This window comes from Gordonia sp. NPDC003585 (assembly GCF_040610755.1).
GTDB lineage: Bacteria > Actinomycetota > Actinomycetes > Mycobacteriales > Mycobacteriaceae > Gordonia.
The window spans coordinates 17,096-37,764 of sequence record NZ_JBEXMX010000005.1 but is presented as its reverse complement, the minus strand read 5'-3'; the positions used below and the strand labels follow the sequence as shown (position 1 = coordinate 37,764).

At 67.1% G+C, this 20,669-nt stretch carries 16 protein-coding genes and 1 pseudogene; 9 read left to right on the top strand and 8 right to left on the bottom strand.

Annotated elements, in window-relative coordinates; translation table 11 throughout:
* The first annotated feature begins 23 nt into the window (after positions 1–23).
* From ABZW74_RS02185 to ABZW74_RS02175, 3 genes are all read left to right on the top strand, one after another.
* On the top strand, positions 24–1,205 hold the full coding sequence (locus ABZW74_RS02185; protein ID WP_355273441.1) for a folate-binding protein: 1,182 nt from the start codon (positions 24–26) through the stop codon (positions 1,203–1,205).
* Positions 1,202–1,852, top strand: a complete 651-nt coding sequence (locus tag ABZW74_RS02180) for an MOSC domain-containing protein (protein ID WP_240862078.1) — start codon at positions 1,202–1,204, stop codon at positions 1,850–1,852. Before ABZW74_RS02185 ends, ABZW74_RS02180 begins: the two co-directional genes overlap by 4 nt.
* Positions 1,853–2,002: 150 nt before the next feature.
* Positions 2,003–2,179 (top strand): DUF3073 domain-containing protein, encoded by a 177-nt coding sequence (locus ABZW74_RS02175; protein WP_240862080.1) that lies wholly within the window; start codon positions 2,003–2,005, stop codon positions 2,177–2,179.
* 459 nt (positions 2,180–2,638) lie between these two features.
* On the opposite strand, the gene purM is transcribed toward ABZW74_RS02175, so the two are convergent.
* The 4 genes from purM to ABZW74_RS02155 form a co-directional block, all read right to left on the bottom strand.
* Positions 2,639–3,748 carry a phosphoribosylformylglycinamidine cyclo-ligase gene (gene purM / locus ABZW74_RS02170; protein WP_240862083.1) on the bottom strand — a complete coding sequence of 370 codons (1,110 nt, stop codon included), beginning with the start codon at positions 3,746–3,748 and terminating at the stop codon, positions 2,639–2,641.
* A gap of 74 nt (positions 3,749–3,822) precedes the next feature.
* The gene (purF, locus tag ABZW74_RS02165; protein ID WP_240862086.1) at positions 3,823–5,403 is read right to left on the bottom strand and encodes an amidophosphoribosyltransferase; all 1,581 of its coding nucleotides are present in this window, start codon (positions 5,401–5,403) and stop codon (positions 3,823–3,825) included.
* Positions 5,404–5,517: 114 nt separating this feature from the next.
* On the bottom strand, positions 5,518–6,243 hold the full coding sequence (locus ABZW74_RS02160; RefSeq protein ID WP_355273436.1) for a hypothetical protein: 726 nt from the start codon (positions 6,241–6,243) through the stop codon (positions 5,518–5,520).
* Between the two features lie 120 nt (positions 6,244–6,363).
* A complete protein-coding gene (locus ABZW74_RS02155) occupies positions 6,364–6,756 on the bottom strand; it encodes a sterol carrier family protein (protein WP_240862090.1) in 393 nt (130 codons plus the stop codon).
* 67 nt (positions 6,757–6,823) lie between these two features.
* Here ABZW74_RS02155 and ABZW74_RS02150 point away from each other — a divergent pair, with 67 nt between their 5' ends.
* On the top strand, positions 6,824–8,332 hold the full coding sequence (locus tag ABZW74_RS02150) for a glutamate--cysteine ligase (RefSeq protein ID WP_240862091.1): 1,509 nt from the start codon (positions 6,824–6,826) through the stop codon (positions 8,330–8,332).
* A gap of 206 nt (positions 8,333–8,538) precedes the next feature.
* Positions 8,539–11,622: an MMPL family transporter gene (locus ABZW74_RS02145; protein ID WP_355273432.1), complete on the top strand. Its 3,084-nt coding sequence runs from the start codon at positions 8,539–8,541 to the stop codon at positions 11,620–11,622.
* Positions 11,623–11,629: 7 nt separating this feature from the next.
* Here ABZW74_RS02145 and ABZW74_RS02140 read toward each other — a convergent pair.
* Both ABZW74_RS02140 and ABZW74_RS02135 read right to left on the bottom strand, forming a co-directional pair.
* Positions 11,630–11,824, bottom strand: a pseudogene (locus ABZW74_RS02140) (hypothetical protein); the annotation flags it as partial.
* 389 nt (positions 11,825–12,213) lie between these two features.
* On the bottom strand, positions 12,214–13,320 hold the full coding sequence (locus tag ABZW74_RS02135; RefSeq protein WP_355273429.1) for a diacylglycerol kinase: 1,107 nt from the start codon (positions 13,318–13,320) through the stop codon (positions 12,214–12,216).
* A 68-nt stretch (positions 13,321–13,388) separates the two neighbouring features.
* On the opposite strand from ABZW74_RS02135, the gene ABZW74_RS02130 reads away from it, so the two are divergent.
* Positions 13,389–14,249, top strand: coding sequence for a glycerophosphodiester phosphodiesterase family protein (locus ABZW74_RS02130; RefSeq protein WP_240862096.1), 861 nt, complete (start codon positions 13,389–13,391; stop codon positions 14,247–14,249).
* A 177-nt stretch (positions 14,250–14,426) separates the two neighbouring features.
* Here the strand turns inward: ABZW74_RS02130 and purL are convergent, their stop codons facing one another.
* Positions 14,427–16,727, bottom strand: a complete 2,301-nt coding sequence (gene purL / locus ABZW74_RS02125) for a phosphoribosylformylglycinamidine synthase subunit PurL (RefSeq protein WP_355273426.1) — start codon at positions 16,725–16,727, stop codon at positions 14,427–14,429.
* Positions 16,728–16,878: 151 nt separating this feature from the next.
* Here purL and eccA point away from each other — a divergent pair, with 151 nt between their 5' ends.
* Genes eccA through ABZW74_RS02110 form a run of 3 tightly spaced genes read left to right on the top strand, consistent with a single transcriptional unit; the run spans position 16,879 to position 19,613 of the window.
* Positions 16,879–18,648: a type VII secretion AAA-ATPase EccA gene (gene eccA, locus ABZW74_RS02120; RefSeq protein WP_355273423.1), complete on the top strand. Its 1,770-nt coding sequence runs from the start codon at positions 16,879–16,881 to the stop codon at positions 18,646–18,648.
* Positions 18,649–18,665: 17 nt separating this feature from the next.
* Positions 18,666–19,043, top strand: coding sequence for a hypothetical protein (locus tag ABZW74_RS02115; protein WP_355273420.1), 378 nt, complete (start codon positions 18,666–18,668; stop codon positions 19,041–19,043).
* Positions 19,044–19,058: 15 nt separating this feature from the next.
* The gene (locus tag ABZW74_RS02110) at positions 19,059–19,613 is read left to right on the top strand and encodes a hypothetical protein (RefSeq protein WP_240862104.1); all 555 of its coding nucleotides are present in this window, start codon (positions 19,059–19,061) and stop codon (positions 19,611–19,613) included.
* 280 nt (positions 19,614–19,893) lie between these two features.
* Here ABZW74_RS02110 and ABZW74_RS02105 read toward each other — a convergent pair whose 3' ends face one another.
* Positions 19,894–20,655, bottom strand: coding sequence for a 3'(2'),5'-bisphosphate nucleotidase CysQ (locus tag ABZW74_RS02105; protein WP_240862105.1), 762 nt, complete (start codon positions 20,653–20,655; stop codon positions 19,894–19,896).
* Positions 20,656–20,669: the final 14 nt, after the last annotated feature.

Here is a 20,669-nt window from a genome sequence, read left to right as displayed (position 1 = left end):
GGGGCGTCCGTAGAATCGGTGACGTGACTGCATCGCCCATTCTGACCAGGTATTCCGACGCGGTCCCCGGACCCGAATCGGGCGCTGTGGGCAGCTCGCCGGAAACGGCGTGGCATTACGGTGACCCGCTCGGCGAACAACGTGCTGCCGCCGGCGGTGCGATCATCGTCGACCGATCCGATCGCGCGGTGATCGAGATCGCCGGCGACGAGCGCCTCACGTGGCTGCACACGATCTCCAGTCAGCACATCAGCAGCCTGTCCGACCGGACGAGCGCCGAGAATCTGTCCCTCGACGCCAACGGCCGCGTCGAGGAGCATTTCGTCCTCACCGATGTCGACGGGGTCACCTGGCTTGACACCGAGGGCGCACGCGGTGCGGGCCTGCACGGGTTCCTCGCGCGGATGGTCTTCTGGGCCAAGGCCGAGCCCGCCGTGCGAGCGGACATGAAGGTCATCACACTCGTCGGGCCGGACGCCCGACGAGGACCGATCGCCGAGTTGTTGGAGATCGATCCCGACGCGGCGGTGTACGCGGCCGGCGACCTGCCCGAGACCCATCACGAGGACGAACCGCTCGGCTTCTGGCGGGTGATGCCGCCGATCGGCGAGAACGCGACGCTGCCCGTCGTCGACGTCGTTCTCCCCGAGTATCTGCTGGATCGATGGTGGACGGCGCTCGTCGATGCCGGTGCACGCATGGCCGGGAGCTGGGCGTTCGACGCCTTGCGGGTGGCGGCGCTGCGCCCGCGGCTCGGCGTCGACACCGACGAGAAGACGATCCCCCACGAGGTCGGATGGATCGGCGGCCCGGAGGAATTCGGTGCGGTGCACCTGGACAAGGGGTGCTATCGCGGGCAGGAGACGGTCGCACGCGTCCACAACCTCGGTAAGTCGCCCCGTCGGCTGGTCCTCCTTCATCTCGACGGCAGCGACGATGCGCGCCCGGTGACCGGCGACCCGGTCAGCGCCGGCGGCCGCACGGTGGGCCGCGTCGGCACCGTCGTCGATCACTTCGAACTCGGCCCGATCGCGTTGGCGCTGGTCAAGCGCAACGTTCCGGCCGACACCGACTTGCTGGTCGGCTCCGATCACCCGGTCAGCGCTCGCATCGATCCCGATTCGGTGGACACCGACGACCACGCCCAGGCCGGGCGTGCAGCGGTCGAGCGCCTGCGTCGGGGCCCTGCGGAGAGCGGATCGTGAGCGTGCCCGTCGCGGGCGCCGTGCTGGCGGTCTGCTCGGCCTCCGACGACGTCGTGTTGGACAGAGTCGGCGCCTCGGCCATCGACAAGCGGCCGCATGCCGATCGTGTGCACGTCGGATCGCTCGGACTCGGCACCGACCACGTCTGCGACACCAAACACCACGGCGGCGTCGATCAGGCGGTGTACGCCTACGACGACGCCGAGGCCCGCAGGTGGGCCGACGAATTGGGACGTGAGCTTCCTTACGGTTGGTTCGGGGAGAACCTCCGCGTGAACGGCCTGCCCGTCACCGACGCCGTCGTCGGCGAACGGTGGCAGATCGGCGACGACGGACTGATCCTGGAAACCACCATCCCCCGCATCCCGTGCCGGACCTTCGCCGCCTGGGCCGAGGAACCACGCTGGGTCAAACGCTTCTTGGACCGTGGCGACACCGGCACCTACCTGCGGGTTCACTCACCGGGCAGCGTCGGTGCGGGCGATACGATCACCGTGATCCATCGACCCGACCACGGCGTCCTCGTCCGCCACCTGCTCCCCACCGGCACCACCGCCGACGCGGACGCCCTGCACGCACTTCTCTCGACCGACGACCTGGCACCCAAGGTCCGACGCGACGCCGAGAAACGCCTGGCCTCCTCCTGAGGCCGGTTTCCGGCACGCACGCCATACCGCGCCAGGGCAGTCCACAGAATTCCGATCGGCGCGCTAGACTGTTGAGCACGACAGAATTACTTCAAGAGAACGGGGCCGCCAAGTGTTTGGCCGCCCCGTCATTGTGCGAGGGGGTCCCGTATGGGCCGCGGCCGGGCGAAGGCAAAGCAGACGAAAGTTGCTCGTCAGCTGAAGTACTCCACTCCGAACACCGACTTCGACAGCCTGCAACGCGAGCTGTCGGGTTCCAGCGATCCGGTGGATCGTCCGGATCCGGTGGACGAGTGGGCTGAAGAAGAGGAGTGGCGGCACGCCTGAGGCGCCGCCTGCCCTCACCCCCTGACCGTTCGATCTGACGGTCAATCCTGTTTCGACAACGACGCCACATGTGGCGCGCTTCGTCGTACCGAGATCATTCATCTCGGTTCTTCCACCGCACCCTGAGCAGTCTGGAGGCGCTAGTGGTGTGTCTGTCTCGGAAATAGGTGACCAGTCTCCGGTGGAGGGGTCTCTTGCTTGGGTCAGCGACCCACCCGCAGAACGGGACGCCAGGCACGCGCGCCCAAAAGTAGGGGAAGAAACTTCGTCCCCTACCCTTGGAGTCCTCCCCCAGAAAGTTCTCGCGGACGACTACGAACCCCGGGGAAGAAGTTCTTCCCCTAGATTTTGCGGGCACGGCACTACCGCATGTGCCCAGTTCAGCGCGGTGGTAACCGAACTCGTCGAGTCACGGGCGGCACCGCAGTCGCAGACGGGTGTTCCTCCGCCATCGGAGCTTCAGAAGCGCGGGTGCTCTCCCACCAGCGTCACGCGGGCAGCGTCGGAGTTCCGGGGTTCGGCGGATCGCTTGATGGTGCCGAGTACCCAGTTGTCGACGTGCCGGGCGGTCAGCACGGCTTGAGCGCGATCGGTGTCCTCGGGGGCAACCACGGCGACCATGCCGACGCCCATGTTGAAGGTGCGTTCCATCTCCGACTGGGCGACGCGACCGCGCTGGGCGATCATCGAGAAGATCGGTGCGGGCGTCCAGGTGCCGCGTTCGAGTTCGGCGACCAGCCCGGTCGGGATGACGCGGGCCAGGTTCTCGGCCAGGCCACCACCGGTGACGTGAGCGTAGGTACGCACGTCGGCCTCGGCGGTCAGGGCCAGGCAGTCGCGGGCGTAGATGCGCGTCGGTTCGAGGAGTTCCTCGCCCAGCGTGCGTCCGAACTCCTCGACCTCGCCGAACAGGTCCATGTGCCCCCATTCGAGCAGCACCTTGCGGGCCAGCGAGTAGCCGTTGGAGTGCAGGCCCGACGATCCCATCGCGATCACGACGTCGCCCGCGCGCACCTTGTCCGGCGAGAGGATCGCGTCGGCCTCGACAACGCCGACCGCGGTGGCCGACAGATCGTAATGGTTGTCCTGCATCAGGCCGGGATGCTCTGCGGTCTCGCCGCCCAGCAGGGCGCATCCGGCGTCCACACAGCCGTCGGCGATACCCGCAACGATCTGGGCGACCGTCTCCGGAACGACCTTGCCGACGGCGATGTAGTCCTGCAAAAACAGCGGTTCGGCGCCGCAGACGACCAGGTCGTCGACGCACATGGCGACCAGGTCCCGGCCGACGGTGTCGTGCTTGTCGATGGCCTGCGCGATGGCCAGTTTGGTCCCGACACCGTCGCTGGCAGCGGCCAGCACCGGCTCGCGATAGTTGCCCTTGAGGGCGAACAGGCCGGAGAATCCACCGAGCCCACCGAGTACCTCGGGGCGCGATGCGCGTTTGGCGTGCGGGGCAAACAGTTCCACTGCTCGCTCACCGGCATCGATGTCCACTCCGGCGGCCGCGTACGACGCATGTTCGGGTGCGTCCGTCGATCCGTCGGCAGCACCATCACGCTCGGTCATCAGCGCAGTCCCCTGTTCTCTTGTACGCCTCGTACGGACGGCTCACACGCTACCCGAGCGCATCCTGGCGAGTGTCAGGGGCGCATGACGGCGCTGACGTTGTCGTTCTGCGCCGTCAGCGGATCGATTCGAGCGTCGCCGGCCGCGTTGGCGAGCATGTGTTCGAGCACGGCTTTGCCCATCGACGTCTCCTCGGGGAGGTCGATGGGATAGTCGCCGTCGAAGCAGGCCGCGCACAGTGCCGACGCGGGCTGGTTGGTCGCGGCGATCATCTCGTCGATGCTGATGTAACCCAACGAGTCGGCGCCGATCGCCTGACGCACACCCTCGACCATGTGCTCCTCGGAGTCCATGCCGTTGGCGATCAGCTCGGCGGGCGACGCGAAGTCGATGCCGTAGAAGCAGGGCCAACGCACCGGCGACGACGCGATTCGCACGTGAATCTCGGCCGCCCCGGCCTCGCGCAGCATCCGGATCAGAGCGCGCTGGGTGTTGCCACGCACGATCGAGTCGTCGACGACGACGAGCCGCTTACCGCGGATGACCTCTTTGAGTGGGTTGAGCTTGAGCCGGATACCGAGTTGCCGAATGGTCTGCGACGGCTGGATGAAGGTGCGGCCCACATAGGCGTTCTTCATCAGACCCTGGCCGTAGGGAATGCCGGATTCCTGCGCGAACCCGACCGCGGCGGGCGTGCCGGACTCGGGAACCGGGATCACGAGATCACCCTCGGCGGGATGTTCGCGGGCCAGGCGTCGGCCGATGTCGACTCGCGCCGAATGCACCGACCGACCATGGATGACGCTGTCGGGACGTGCCAGGTAGACGTACTCGAAGACGCAGCCGCGCGGGGTCGCGTCGGCGAAGCGGGTGCTGCGCACGCCGTCGGCGTCGATGGCGAGCAGCTCACCGGGTTCGATGTCGCGGACAAACGAGGCGCCGACGATGTCGAAGGCCGCAGTCTCGGATGCCACGACCCAGCCGCGGTCGAGGCGGCCCAGCGACAGCGGACGCACGCCGTGCGGGTCACGGGCCGCGTAGAGGGTGTGCTCGTCCATGAAGGTGAGGCAGAACGCGCCGCGCAGCGTGGGCAGCAGCTCCATCGCGGCCTGCTCGATGGTGCTGTCGGCGGCACCGTGCGCGAGCAGGGCGCCGACGATGTCGGAGTCCGACGTCGCGGCCGAACTCATCACGCCGGCGGCGCGGGCGCGGCTGGCCAGTTCCGCGGTGTTGACGAGGTTGCCGTTGTGTCCGAGGGCGACGCCGGTACCTGCGTCGGTGGTGCGGAAGATCGGTTGGGAGTTCTCCCAGGTGGTCGAGCCGGTGGTCGAGTATCGGCAGTGCCCGATGGCGACGTGGCCGACCATCGCACCAAGGTTCTGCTCGTCGAACACCTGGCTGACGAGGCCAAGATCCTTGAACACCAGCACCTGCGAGCCGTCGCCGACGGCAATACCCGCGGCTTCCTGACCACGATGCTGCAACGCATAGAGGCCGTAGTAGCTGAGTTTGGCCACATCCTCGCCCGGCGCCCACACCCCGAAGACGCCGCACTCCTCGCGCGGCTCGTTCTCCGGTTCGTCCATCGAAGCGCCCGACGGGCACTTGTGGGTAGGGGCCATCAAGTTTCGGCTGTGGATCGACAAGTCGGTCATCAACGAGCTCCCTGGGCTGCGAGATCGGGGCCAACACATCGGTGGGCTGGGAGACGTCTTGAAGTTTACGTGCCGGTAGCCATCGATTGCGAATCATGCAGCGGCGTGGGGTACTCAGTTATTCCGATCACGTCCCGCGGGGTGAGGAAACGCACCCTGGCGATGCACGATGACGCCCATCGCAGTCCGTTCGACCAGCGCGGTCCCGGGATCGGCGAACCGGTCGATGGCCCACGCGAGACGGTCGGCCGAGAACTTCGACCGCGGGACCCGCACCCGCAACGGTAGATCGGTGAGCACCTCACCCTCACGCACCGGCATGGGCGTCGACCAGGGAGGATTCGCGCCGGGCTTGACCAGGACGCCCACTTCGAAGCTGCGCGGATCGTCGCCACGCGTGAACACAATCGCCGCGATCTCGTTCCACTTGGCGAATCGCCGACGTGTCGTGACCCCTACCGCCGTCGCCGCGAGGAGTGTGCAGAAGTTCAACCCGACGAGAATCCCGATGATCGTCGGAAGAGTGAGGAGATACGCGACGCGACGGATGGGTGCGTCGCTGGGCAGCGGACCGACCAGCGTAAGCAATCCGAACAGGATCGCGTACCCGATCGGGGGCACGACCACCACACACACGACGCTCCAGCGCGAAGCGACCCGGTAGCGCGTCGCCGCGGTGGCGCGCCGACTCAGCATCGAGAATCCGACACACACCGCGACGAGCACCACGCAGCGACTTCTGATGCGCGTTCTCGCGATCGGCGCCGACGGGACTCCCAGTTCGTTGAACCACGGACCGAGTATCGGACGACGAATCCGAATCCCGCACATCGCGGTCATTCGGCCGGACGGCGACGATCGTGGAGGCGGGAAGGTCGCCTCGCGACAACCGGTGCCGAATCGGAAGACGCGAGTGCTACAGCACTCGCGTTCTCCAAATCAACTCCAGTTCTCGCCCGATCAGCTCGACAACGGCACGATCGGAAGCCAGTCGACGATGTCGCCCGCGCGATGTCCCGACACGTCGAGGAGACCCTCGGCGACGGCAAGGTCGAAGTCCAGCAGCCCGGTGGCCAGCAGCAGCCAGGTGCGTGGCGTGGTCTCGACGACGTTCGGCGGCGTCCCGCGTGTGTGGCGCGGACCCTCGATGCACTGCACCGCCACGAACGGCGGCACTCGAACCTCGACGGAATTGCCCGGAGCCACCTGCGCCAGGGTCCGCGCGGTCGTCCGCACCGCAGCGGCGATCTCCGGTCGCGACGGCTCGGGCGCATCGTCGTCGGTCAGCCACGCGCGGATCGCGAGCACCGCAGCGCGAACCTCGGCGGGGTCGACCTTCTTATGCGGTGGCACCGGGCCATCTTGCATCACCGCATCGCAAAGCCCGGTCGGAGCCTCGGTGATCGGGCAGTATTGAGCCATGGGCACCGATGTGACCTCCCAACAGTTCACCGGCGCCGACCGCGTGCGGTTTCGCCGTCAAGTTGGGCGCGGAACCGAGGCCATCGCGCGGATGCTGTCCGACGGACTTTTCACCGATCACGGCCAACCACCCGAGCCGCTGCTCGGCATGGAAGTAGAGCTCAATCTCGTCGACGAACAGATGCAGCCGGCGATGGCCAACGCCACCGTCCTCGACGCGATCGCCGACCCCGACTATCAAACAGAGTTGGGCCAGTTCAACATCGAGATCAACGTCTCGCCGCGGCCGTTCTTCGCCGACGACACGATCTCGCTCGAACAGGCCTTGCGCACGTCGCTGAACCGTGCCGAGGAACGCGCAGCACAAACCCACAACCACCTCGTGATGGTCGGCACCCTGCCCACCCTTCAGACCGAACACTTTGCCCACCAATGGATTTCGGCAAATCCACGATACGACCTGCTCAATCAGCAGATCTTCGCCGCACGCGGCGAGGACATCGAGATCGACATCGCCGGTGTGCCCCTCGGTGACCACTCCAACAGCGAACGCCTGCACACCTCCACCGATTCGATCCTTCCCGAAGCGGCCTGCACCTCTCTCCAGCTTCACTTGCGCGTGGCCCCGGAAGACTTTGCCGCGCACTGGAACGCAGCGCAGAGCATCGCCGGAATCCAGGTGGCGCTGGCCGGCAATTCACCCTTCCTGGCCGGTACCGCACTGTGGCACGAAAGCCGAATTCCGGTCTTCGAGCAGGCCACCGACACCCGGCCGCTGGAGTTGAAGAATCAGGGCGTGCGGCCGCGGGTGTGGTTCGGCGAACGCTGGATCAACACCATCTTCGACCTGTTCGAGGAGAACACCCGCTACTTCCCCGCACTGTTGCCCGTCTCCACCGACGTCGACCCACTGGCACAACTCGACAATGGCGAGATCCCGGCCCTCGACGAGCTGCGTCTGCACAACGGCACCGTCTACCGCTGGAATCGGCCCGTCTACGACGTCGTCGACGGGCAGGCGCACCTGCGCGTCGAGAACCGGGTGCTGCCCGCCGGCCCCACCGTCGTCGACATCCTCGCCAATGCCGCGTTCTACTACGGCGTCGTCCGCGGACTCGTCGAGGCCGACCGTCCCCTCTGGTCGCAGATGTCGTTCAACGCGGCGGCCGAGAACTTGCAGGCCGGGGCGAGAGCGGGCTTCGAATCACAGATCTACTGGCCCAACGTCGGATGGGTGCGCCCCGACGAGCTGACCCTGCGCCGCCTGCTGCCCCTCGCCGACGAGGGACTGCGTTCCTTCGGGGTGTCGGGTAAGGCTCGCACCCGGTACCTGTCGGTGATCGAGGGCCGATGCATCACGCGGCAGACCGGGTCGGTGTGGCAGCGCGCGGCGGTGGCCGCACGGGAGTCGGCGGGCGAGTCGCGCCATCAGGCGCTCACCGGGATGCTGCGCGACTACGTGACGCAGATGCACGAGGGCGAGCCCGTTCACACCTGGACTTCGTGACAATGTGATCTGTGCCATATTGCCGACTGCTCTGTGACCAGCACGTCAACCGATTGACCGTAACTCTTGGTAACGGTTAACGTCGCTCCACTTCGCTATGCCAACCGGCATACATAGTAGGGGTGGGGGGAATCGACGTGGCGCACGGGCAAAGCCGCACATTCACAGCTCTGGGAACGTGGACACACCGCCACGCAGGACTGATCATGTTGGGCTGGATCGCGGTCGCGGCCATCCTCAACATCGCTGTGCCACAACTCGAACGGACCGTGGCCAACAACTCCGCCGACTTCGTGCCCGACGACCTGCCGGCCAACATCAGTCTCGAACGCATGGCGTCGGACTTCGAAGTGTCCGCCTCGAACGCGGTGAGCAGCGTTGTTCTCGTCAACGAGAACGGTTTCGGCCCCGCAGACGAGCGCTACTACCGAGAACTCGTGCGCAGGCTCGTCGCCGACCACGAGGACGTCGCCTATGTTCTCGACACCTACGGGAACCCGGTCACCCGTGGCGTCGCGCTGAGCCCGGACGGAAAGGCCGTCCAGATGACCGTCGCAGCGCAGGGTTCGGTCGGCTCAACCCGCGCCCACCACAGCACGGTCGGCATCCGAGCGGTGATCGACGGCATGGCGAAGCCCGACGGCCTCGCGGTGCACTACAGCGGTCCGGCCGCGACCTTGTCCGACCTCTTCTCGGCCATCGACGTCTCCCTGCTGATCATCACCGCGGTGTCCGTCGTACTGATCACGCTGCTACTGCTGCTCGCCTATCGCGACCTCGTCACCGCACTCATCCCGCTCGCGACGATCGGCCTGTCGCTGGCGGTCGTGCGCCCGATCATCTCCGTGTTCGGCGCCGCCGGATGGATATCCATCTCGAACTTCACCGTCGCGATCATGACGGCGCTGGTGCTCGGCGCCGGCACCGATTACGCGATCTTCGCCATCTCGAGCTATCACGAGGGCCGCCGGCGCGGGTCGTCGGTCGGCGACGCCACGGCGCGCGCGGTCGGCCGCACCGCACCGATCCTCGTCGCGTCGGCCTGCACGATCGCGGCGGCGTGCACGGCGATGGCGTTCACCAAGATCGGCATGTTCACGACGGCCGGCCCACCCACGGCACTAGCGGTCGTCATCACCCTGCTGGTGTCGCTGACAGCCCCTTTCGCGTTGCTCTCACTCGCCGGGCGACGAGGATTGGCCGAGCCGCGCCGCTCGACCGAGCGCGCGTGGCGGCGGCGCGGCGCTCGCGTGATCCGCCACGCCGGCGTGTACACCACCGTCGCGTTGATCTTTCTGGCAGGCACCGCGCTGATCACCGTCACATTCCGCACCAACTGGGACGAGGCGGCCATGGCGATCTACGCCACGGACTCCAAGGATGGGTACGAGGCCGTGCGTAAGCATTTCGGCCACAACGAGATTGCACCCGAATATGTGACCGTGCGAAGCGCGCACGCCCTGCGCAACACCGGCGATCTGGCGGCGCTCGAGCTGGCCGGCATCGCACTGTCCAACGTTCCACAGGTGGCCGTGGTCCGTTCCATCACCCGGCCCGACGGGCGGCCGCTCCCCGAGGCCGCCACCGGTTACCAGGCGGGTGTCATCGGCCGGCAGCTCGGCGACGCCCACCGACAGATGGTCACCGCGACGCCAGAACTACGGCGTCTGGCCGAGGGCGTGACAGCACTGTCGGCCGGGGCCGATGGCGCGACAGCACGAATGCCCGAACTCGTCGCGGGCACCACCGAGGTCGCGACGATGGCGGGCACTGTCCTCACCGGACTCGAGCACGCCGAGCACATCGTGAGCATCGCCACCGGCGGGCAGACCGTGGCCGGGTCACTTCCCGCCCTACGGACCGCACTGCGCACCGTGACCGAAGTGGTGTCCACCCTGAACACCCGCGACGCCGCCGCCGTTGCCGCACTGCGACGCCTCGGTGTGGTGTTCGATCCCGTGCTGACATCAAGACCGACGGCGCGGTGTGCGACCGATCCTCGTTGTCTGGCCGCACGATTCGCCTTCGAACAGCTCGATCGCGCGCTCGGCGGACGGGCGCGTGCCGCGTTGCAGGCGGCGGACGCGATTGCCGCGGCTCCGCCCGAAGCGCTGAATCGTGTAGCCGCCGCGCTCCCCGACCTGCGAGCCGCACTCACCACCGTCGACATTCTGATCAGACAGCTCGCTGGTCGCACACCGGCGCAGGTGCGGTCGGATCTGACCCGCCTCACCGATGGAGTGGGCGAGTTGTCGTCTGGGCTGACAGAACTCGCGGCCGGATTGCGACAGGTGAAGGCCGGAACCGACAAGACAGTGGCGTTGACCGGCCGGCTCACCGATGGACTGCGACGCGCCTCGCAGTATCTGAACACGATGGGGGCAGCCACCCACACCGGCCCCGGTGCCGGCTTCTATCTGCCGGCTGAAGCGATGCGCGATCCGCGTTTCGTCGCGGGCAGCCGACTCCTGATCTCGCCCGACGGACGCACCGCCCGATTGCTCGTGACGTGGAATGTCAACCCGTACGGCCAGGAAGCGATGCGCGCAAGTCGAGAACTCCCCGACGTGGCCCATCAGGCGTTGGCCGGCACGTCCCTGGCCGACGCTCAAGTGTCGACCACCGGTCTGGCATCGCTCTCGATGGACATGCGCGATCAGGTGATCCGGGATTTCCTGTTGTTCGCGACGGTCGCGGTCATCGCGGTGCTGCTCATCTTGATGGTGTTGCTGCGCAGCGTCCTCGCCCCGGTGCTGCTCGTCGCCACCGTGGTGCTGTCCTTCGCGTCGGCGGCCGGCATCAGCGTCCTGGTGTGGCAGCACCTGATCGGCTTCGACCTCGACTGGTCGGTGATTCCGGTGTCGTTCATGGCCGTGATCGCCGTCGGCGCGGACTACTCGATGCTGTTCGCCGCGCGGATCCGGGAGGAGTCCGCGAGAGGTGGCATGGTCCGCGGGATCATCCGCGGCTTCGGGAGCACCGGCGGGGTGATCACCACAGCCGGAATCGTGTTCGCGCTGACCATGTTTGCACTCATGAGCGGGACGGTGCTCAATCTGGTGCAGATCGGGTTCACCGTCGGCGTCGGCCTGCTCCTCGACATCGCCATCGTGCGCACTGTCCTCGTCCCGGCCGCGATGACGGTCATCGGGGAGCGCATCTGGTGGCCCGCGCTCCCACCACGAAGTACGCGCCCATCGCCTGCGCGAGCACCCGCGCACCGAGATGCAGCGACGCAGCCGTGTACACGCGCGGCCCCTCGCGGTGGGAGACCCACGCGCTCAAGGTGATCCGCTCGTGAAGGGGCACCGGGGCCAGGAAGTCCACCTCGATCCGACTCGATCTCACGTCGAGCGCATGCGGCGCCAGTGCCACCAGCAGCAACTCATCGAACAGATTCGCCACGACGCCACCCGAGGCCCACCCCGGCCGGCCGGCATGACTGTCGTTCAGCGACACCGAACCATGCAGCACGCCGTCGACCAGCTGCATCGCGATCCCGTTGTACGTCCAGTAGCCCAAGATCTTCGGAGGCTCCGCGACGGGGACGCCCTCGTCCCCGTCGGCATCGATGACGTCCAACTCGCCGGTCGTCGCAACCTCGCCGACAGCAGCTTCGTCGACGGCAGCATCATCAACGACCGCATCATCAACGACCGCGACGTCGCTGCCGGCTCCTTCGCGGCTGTCGCCACCCTTTTCTTCCGCCCCCCGGCTCTCGATCACTTCATCCCCGACAACGTCGATCAACATGAGGCGGTTCCTCCTGGCGGCAACTCTTTCCGTGGTTGACAGTGTGGATCACGGATGCAGAATTCAACCGATGATCAAAACACACTGTAGAAGGAGACCACCGTCGCGAGTTTGCGAATTGAATCAATTCACAAAGCGGAACCCGCCGGCTCGACCGACGGCGCCGATACGAGTCCCCGACCCCACACCTGCGGCAGGTCGAGTGCCGTGATCAGTCCCGGCTCCGCATTCACCACGGCGGCAACCGAATTGACGAGCCGCATGGCCGTCACGATCATCCCGGACACGTTGTGGTCACCGTTTTCACCGTGGTGGGAGAACTCCACCTTCATCTGCGGTTCGCCGGAGACAATTATCCGGTAACTACCGTCGCCCTCGACCGGTTTCGGCCACTGCGGGCACTGATCGGGATGTGTGCGGGTGATGTGCTCGAGCACGACGCGGTCCACGCCGTCAACCTGCCCGACGACCTCGAAGCGCACCGCGGCCATCGTGCCCTCGGGAATCTCGACCGACACCGTCGAATAGTCACGGTCGGCTGCGGCCCGTTCGACGCGTTCGACGAGCGGCTCGTCGAGGGTCAGGTCGAGTCCGGCCGCGAGTTGCCGCACCACCGGACCCCACGCCATCGACAGCACGCCCGGCGTGAACAGCATCGGCGTCGAGTCCATCGGTTGGCCGAAACCGAAGATCGACGACATCACCACGGGCTGGTAGTAGGTCGAGTAGTCGGCGATCTCGAGACAGCGGATCTCGTCGATGCGTTGCGACAGACTCGTCATCGACAGCGGTAGAACGTCATTGGCGAAGCCGGGATCGATGCCGTTGACGTGCAGGCTGGCCCCGCCCCGGCGACCTGCGTCGTCGATCCGCGACACCATCTCCGCAGGCAGGATGCCGTGCGGGAACTGCAGGACCACCGGCCCACTCGACACGACGTTGATCCCCGACTCCAGGAAGAAGATCAGGTCCTCGATGGCCTCGAAGATCCGATCGTCGGTCATCGCGGTGTGCACGATGCAATCCGGCGCCAACGCGACCAGCGCGTCCCGGTCGTTGGTGGCGATCACCCCGAGTTCGCGACCCAACCCCGCCAACTCGCCGGCGTCGCATCCCACCTTCGCCGGGTCGGACACCCACACCCCGACGAGTTCGAGATCCGGCCGGGTGTCGATCCCGGCGATCGCATGCCTGCCCACGGTTCCGGTCGACCACTCGACCACACGAAGTGTCATGACCCCAAACTAGAACATGTTTCACTTTCTGTCTGCGTGTTGGGGACACACCACTAATGTCGACGATGATGTCCAAGACTCCCGATTCCACCCCAGCACCGCTGTTCCTCGAACGCGACGGCCACCGGACCTGGATCAAGTGGCATCGCGCCCGCAGGCGGCCCGGCGACCCGCCGTTCACCGCGTCGCGGATCGTCGAGGGCATGCGGCTCGGCGCGAGCGTCGAAGTCGACCTCGTCCTGCACGCCGACCGCGGGTACGCAATCCTGCACGATCGGACCGTCGATCACGCGACGACCGGTCGCGGCCGGGTAGCCGATCTGTCGTCCGACGAGTTGCGAGCGCTGTGCCTGCGGTCCAATCGTGGCCGTCGACTGTCGCAGCGCGTCCTGCTCCTCGAGGATCTCGCCGACCTGCTCGCCGACGTCGAGGTCGCGCCGGACGCCCTGCTGCAGCTCGATTTCAAGGAGGACGATGAAGCCTTGGATGCCGACGCCGTGCAGACCTTCGCTCGAGCGGTGGAACCCTTTGCGCGACACATGATCCTGTCCTGTGGCGATGCAGCCGCGGTGACCCGACTGACCGACGCCGCACCCGACGTTCGGGTCGGCTACGACCCGTGCCATCACGGCGCCGTCGATGCGGTGTTGGGCTCACAGGATTTCGACGGCTTCGTCGGACGCGCGGTCGCCGCGTCGCCGCGAGCCGAGATGGTGTACCTGGAGAACCGGCTCATCATCGCGGCCGACCACCTCGGCGTCGACCTGATCGGCGCGTTCCACGCGGCGGACCGAATGGTGGACGGGTACACGGTCAACCGGGTCGACCGACGATCGATCGCGTTGATCCGACGCCTCCTCGAGCTGCGCGTCGACCAGATCACCACCGACGACCCGGAGGGCGTCGTGGCGCGAGTGGGCCGCGGCTGAGGACGTTGCTCAGCCCGACTCGATCCACCGCCCGGTGTTCGGCACCATCGCCAGGATCGCGCAGGCGATGGGAAAGACCAGGCCTCCCCGCCGGCTGAGGAGCGAGGAGCCCTGGCGACGAGCCTCGAAGCCCTGGCGAGAAACCTGTGTCCGCGACCCGGCCCCGAACTCCTCGGATCAGCTGAACAGCTTCGGCAACGTACCTTCGTGAACGCCGCGCAACTCGTCGAGCGTCACCGAGAAGTGATCCTGCACCTCCACCGAGTCGCTGCCCTGATCGACGACGCCGATCCGCGTCCACGGCATCCCGCGAGCATCGAGCATCCCGACGAACCGCGACTCCTCGGTGCGCGGCACGGCCACCAGCACACGGCCGGCCGATTCGGAGAACAGCCAGACGAATGGGTCAGCACCCTCGGGAAGCAGTACGCGGCAACCGGTTTCGCCAGCCAGCGCAGCCTCGACGACGGTCTGGATGAGCCCGCCCTCACTGAGGTCGTGCGCCGCGGAGATGAGACCGTCGCGCGACCCGGCGACCAGGATCTCGCTCAGCAGGCGTTCGCGCGCGAGGTCCACTTGAGGAGGCACGCCACCGAGGTGGTCGTGGGCGACCTGAGCCCAGATCGAGCCGTCGAACTCGTCTCGGGTGTCGCCGAGCAGGATCAGGGTCTCGCCCGGCTCGGTACCGATGCCGGTCGGGATGCGCCTGCGGACGTCGTCGATGATGCCGAGGACGCCGACCACCGGGGTCGGCAGGATCGCGGTCGAGCCGGTTTGGTTGTAGAAGCTCACGTTGCCGCCGGTCACCGGGATGCCGAGCGCGGCACAGCCATCGGCCAACCCGCGCACGGCCTGCTGGAACTGCCACATGACGGCGGGGTCCTCTGGCGACCCGAAGTTGAGGCAGTTGGTGACCGCCTTGGGCACCGCGCCAGACACCGCGACATTGCGATACGCCTCGGCGAGCGCGAGCTGCGCCCCGCGATACGGGTCGAGGTACGTGTAGCGGCCCGACGCGTCGGTGGCCAAAGCGATTCCACGGCCGCTGGTCTCGTCGATGCGGATCATGCCGGAGTCGGCGTGCTCGGCGAGGACCGTGTTGCCGCGAACGTAGCGGTCGTACTGCTCGGTGATGAACTTGCGGCTGCACAGCGCCGGCGAGGCCAGCATCCTCAGCAGCGTGTCCCGCAACTCGTCCGACGTGCTCGGCCGCGTCAACGACGCCGAACTCGACGCGATCACGGCGTCCTGCCACTCCGGCCGTTCGACCGGCCGCTCGTACACCGGGCCGTCGTGCGCGATGGTGCGCGGCGGGGCGTCGACGACGGTCTCGCCGTTCCAGGTGATGACGAGATGGTCGCCGTCGGTGACCTCACCGATCACCGTGGCCAGCACATCCCACTTGCGGCAGACGTCGAGGAAGGCGTCCACGTTCTCGGGCGTCACCACCGCGCACATGCGTTCCTGCGACTCGCTGGAAAGCACCTCGGCAGGCGTCATCCCGACCGCCCGCATCGGCACCTTCTCCAGGTCGATGTGCATGCCACCATCGCCCGCAGCGGCGAGTTCCGAAGTGGCACAGGACAATCCGGCACCGCCGAGATCCTGGATGCCGACCACCAGACCGGCGTGGTAGAGCTCGAGACAGCACTCGATGAGCACCTTCTCGGTGAACGGGTCGCCCACCTGCACCGACGGGAGCTTCTTGCGGTTCGGTCCGGAGGATTCCCCGTCGTCGTCGAAGGTCTCCGACGCCAGCACCGACACCCCACCGATGCCGTCGAGGCCGGTGCGCGCGCCGAACAGGATGATCTTGTTGCCGGCACCGGAGGCGAACGCCAGATGCAGATCCTCGGTCCGCAGCACCCCGGCACACAGCGCGTTCACGAGCGGGTTGCCCGCGTAGCTGGCGTCGAAGACGGTCTCGCCACCCACGTTGGGCAGGCCGAGCGAGTTGCCGTAGCCGCCCACGCCGCGCACCACACCGTCGAGCACTCGCCGCGTGTCGGGGGCGTCGGCAGGGCCGAAGCGCAGCTGATCCATCACCGCGATCGGACGTGCGCCCATCGCCATGATGTCGCGCACGATGCCGCCGACACCGGTCGCCGCCCCCTGGTACGGCTCGACGTAGCTGGGGTGGTTGTGCGACTCGACCTTGAAGGTGACCGCCCACCCGTCACCCACGTCGACGACACCGGCGTTCTCGCCGATGCCGGCGAGCATGCTCGCTTTCATCTCGTCGGTGGTGGTCTCGCCGAAGTAGCGCAGATGCACCTTGGACGACTTGTAGCTGCAGTGCTCCGACCACATCACCGAGTACATGGCCAGCTCGGCGTCGGTCGGCCGGCGGCCCAGGATCTCGCGAATCCGGGCGTACTCGTCGTCCTTCAGACCGAGTTCGCGGAAGGGCTGCGGTTGGTCCGGGGTTTGGGCTGCGGTCGCGACGGTGTCCACTGTGTGGTGGGAACTGGAGCTCACGAACCAAGTCTATGTGGGCATGCCAAATCGGACCCATTTGGCGCGAGGCGAGCGGGCGGTGCACTACATCACCGTCGTGTGCGTTCCAGGCGATAATCTGTTGCGCGGGCAGGTAGGAGTCGCGTCACCGCGACGGCAGGCAGGGGGGCCGATGGCCGACATCCGTAAGGCGAGGGCGCTGTTCGAACTCGGTGTGCTCTCGCTCGACATCCCCCTCGAAGGTCAGGAGTCGGTGCACAACCCGGCGCAGGCGGCCAAGGCGTTCACCCGTGCCAGCGAGTGGGATCCCGAGCAGGGAGACGCCTGGATAGGCCGTCTGGCCTGCGGGGATGCCAGTGACGAGGTGCTGTTGGGGCTCTACCGGTCCCGCCATTCGATCGGCGCCGAGCAGCGTCGGCTCGGACTACCACCCCGCACCCTGGTCGGCCGCTTCTACACCGGGATGTTCATCGACTACCCGGTGTCCGACCCGATCGAGGCCACCGCCGCCTACGCGAGCAGCCTCATCCGCGGACGCGACCACACCGGCGCCGAGCAGGTGCTCGACGAGGTCGCGGCCCAACCCGTCGCGATCGTCGAGTTCATCCGAGGAGTACTCCACTTCAGCACTCAGCGGTGGCCCGACGTGCTCGCCGCTCTGACGGGTGCGCCGCGGTGGGGCGACACCTACATGCAAGCGGTGGCCGATTACCTCGCCGGCAGCGCGTGCATCCAGCTGGGCATGCTCGGCGAAGGCATGCGTCGGCTCAAGAACGCGATCGACGGTCCGATCCCGGCGTGCACCACCCGCGCGATGTACGCCTACGGGCTCGCGTTGCGCGAGCAGGGCCACGAGGACGAGGCCCGCGCGACCTTCGAGCAGGTCTTCGCCCGCGACCCCTCGCTGACCGCGGCCGGCGAGGCACTTCGCTCGCCGAGCATCCGCCTGCGCGTCACCACTCCGGAATCCATCGCCGAGCGCACCGACCGCTGGGACCCGTCGTCGGCGCCGGGCAGCGAGTCCACGGGCGCCGACGGTTCGCCCACGCCCGACGCGATGGTCACCGACGCGCAGCGCGAACTGTCCGAGCAGATCGGGCTCGAGTCGGTCAAGCAGCAGGTCGCCAAACTGCAGTCGGCGTCGATGCTGGCTCGCGTCCGCGCCGACCGCGGGCTGTCGACGTCCGCGCGGAGCCTGCACCTCGCCTTCACCGGGCCGCCCGGAACCGGCAAGACCACCATCGCGCGCATCGTCGCCAAGATCTATTGCGGCCTCGGTTTCATCAAGTCCGACCGGGTCGTCGAGGCGACGCGGCGCGACATGGTCGGTGAGCACCTGGGTAGCACGGCGATCAAGACGTCGGCGCTGATCGATTCGGCGATGGACGGCGTGCTGTTCATCGACGAGGCGTACACACTGATCCAGCAGGGACTCTCGGGTGGCGACGCGTTCGGCCGGGAGGCGGTCGACACCCTGCTCGCGCGGATGGAGGACGACCGCGACCGTCTCGTCGTGATCATCGCGGGCTACGACGCGGAGATCGACCGCTTCCTGGCGGCCAACGACGGTCTGTCGTCCCGGTTCGCGCGGCGCGTCCGGTTCGACTCCTACACGCCCGACGAACTGGCCCGGATCGGTGAGTTCATCGCCACGCGACGCGACTCGGCGCTCACCCCGGAAGCGGTCGTGGAGATCGAAAAGGCCTGCACCCCTCTGTATCACGACATCCGAACCGAGGGCGGCACCATACGGCGAGCCAGCGACCTGGCCGGCAACGGGCGATTCATCCGCAACATCATCGAAGCCGCCGAGGAGGAGCGCGAGTACCGACTCTCGACTGCACCGGACATCAATTCGTTGTCACAGGACGACCTCATGCGCATCGAGTCCTGCGACGTGCAGGCCGCGCTGTCGGGCGTATTGTCGGGACTCAACCGTTGACGAGAGACGAGGTGTGGATGTTCGAGCGCACGGTTCGACGACGATTGATCGTCGTGGTCGCGTTGTTCGCATCGCTCGGCCTGGTTCTCACGTCGTGCTCGTCGGACTCCGACGACACCGCCGGCACATCGCAGTCGGTACCGGCGTCGTCGATCCCCGGACTGCCGATCACCACCGGTGACCTGCCGACGGTTGATGCCCCCGCGAACTCGAAGTCGATGACGTGCCGCGAGTACCGCGGTCTCGACGAGGCCACGCGGGTCGCCGTCGTCAAAGAACTCGGGGTCAAGCAGAATCAACGCCTTGTCGCCGGCGTCGTGGCCACTATGTGTTTGAACCTGCCCGACGACACGGTCGCCGGCATCATCGAACGACTGCCCGAAGTCGCGCGGTGACGGAGGGATTCGATCGTGTCCCAAGATGATTCACAGGCTCCACGCAAGACACTTCTGCACGGTCCGCTGTTCTCACGCAACAACCCGCTGGACCGCGAGAGCGCCGCTGCCCGGATCAGCGCCTACATCTACGGCAACATCCTGATCCTCGCCGCGATCATCCCTATCGATCCAGAACGCGAGAAGTTCGGTGTGCTTGTGCTTCTCGGCACGGCGGCGTCGACCTTCCTGGCCCACGTCTTCGCCGAGACACTCGGCCGGCAGGTGTTGGACGGGTCCGAACACACCACACCCCGGTCCGTCCTCCACCATCTGCGCAACTCGGTGCCGATCCTCACCTCGGCGGTGCTCCCCTGCCTGATACTGGTTGCGGGACTGCTGGATTGGCTCGAACCCCGCACCGCGCAACTCGTTGCCGAGGTGGTGATCCTGGCCCGTATCGCCGGCACGGTGTTCGTCATCGACCGCCTCAACGGCGAACGTCCGTCGCGCGCAACCCTCGGAGGCGCGATCGCCGTCCTGATTCTGGCCACCGCCGTGGTCGGCATCAAGGTGATCCTCACCCACTGACGCGCACCCGTTGACCGTTCAGACGCAACAATCTTCGAACGCACCGACTCGGAGACCGCCCTCCGCTCCCCGAGCCAGGGTGAAGATTTCGGCGCGCGGACTCGAATAGTTCCCTCCGCTCCCTGAGGTGCTCGAGGCGCTAGCCGAGAGCCTCTAAGGGCAGGTGAGACACAGCAATTGGGCGACCACGCACAAACAGTCACCAGGCCTTCGAGGCTCCTCGCACGGGCTCGTCGCACCTCAGGCAGCGGAGGTTGGCTTCGTTTCCACGGAACCAGGCTCAGGCGTGGGCGGAGGTCACCTTGATGATCGTCTCGGTCAGCTCCGGTCGGCAGATGACGAGATCCGGTAGGTAGGTGTCGTCGCGGTTGTAGACCAGCTCGGAGCCGTCGATCCGACCGCACCACAGACCTTTTGCGCGCGCGACCGCGACCGGCGCCGCCGAGTCCCACTCGTACTGCCCGCCCGCGTGTACGTAGGCGTCGGCCTCGCCGCGCACCACCGCCATCGCCTTGGCTCCGGCCGATCCCATCGAGAGCACCTCGCCGCCCAGCGCATCGGCGACATCCTGGGAGAACACCGGCGGCCGCGATCCGCTCACCACAACCCGCACGCGCTCGCCCTTCGGCTCTGCGGCCAACCCGGCCACAGGGGCGATCGGGGACGCATCGTCGACGTAGGTCACGCCCAGCGCGGGCAAGGCAACCGCGCCGACGATCAGCCCCGTGTCCGACGACCACAGCGCCACGTGGACAGCCCAGTCCGACCGGCCTTCGGTGCCGTACTCGCGGGTGCCGTCCACGGGGTCGACGATCCAGACCCGGGGCGCCGACAATCGCGACTTGTCGTCGGCCGACTCCTCGGACAGCACTGCATCATCCGGCCGCTCGGCGCGTAGGCGGTCGAGCAGATAGTCGTTGGAACGCAGGTCACCCGCGCGGCCGAGCTCTTTGCCGCTCAGTCCGCTGTTGGCCCGGACGTCGATCAGCAACTCACCGGCAGCGGTGGCCAGATCACCGGCGAGGGAACGGTCGTCGGTCACGTGTCGCCTTCCTT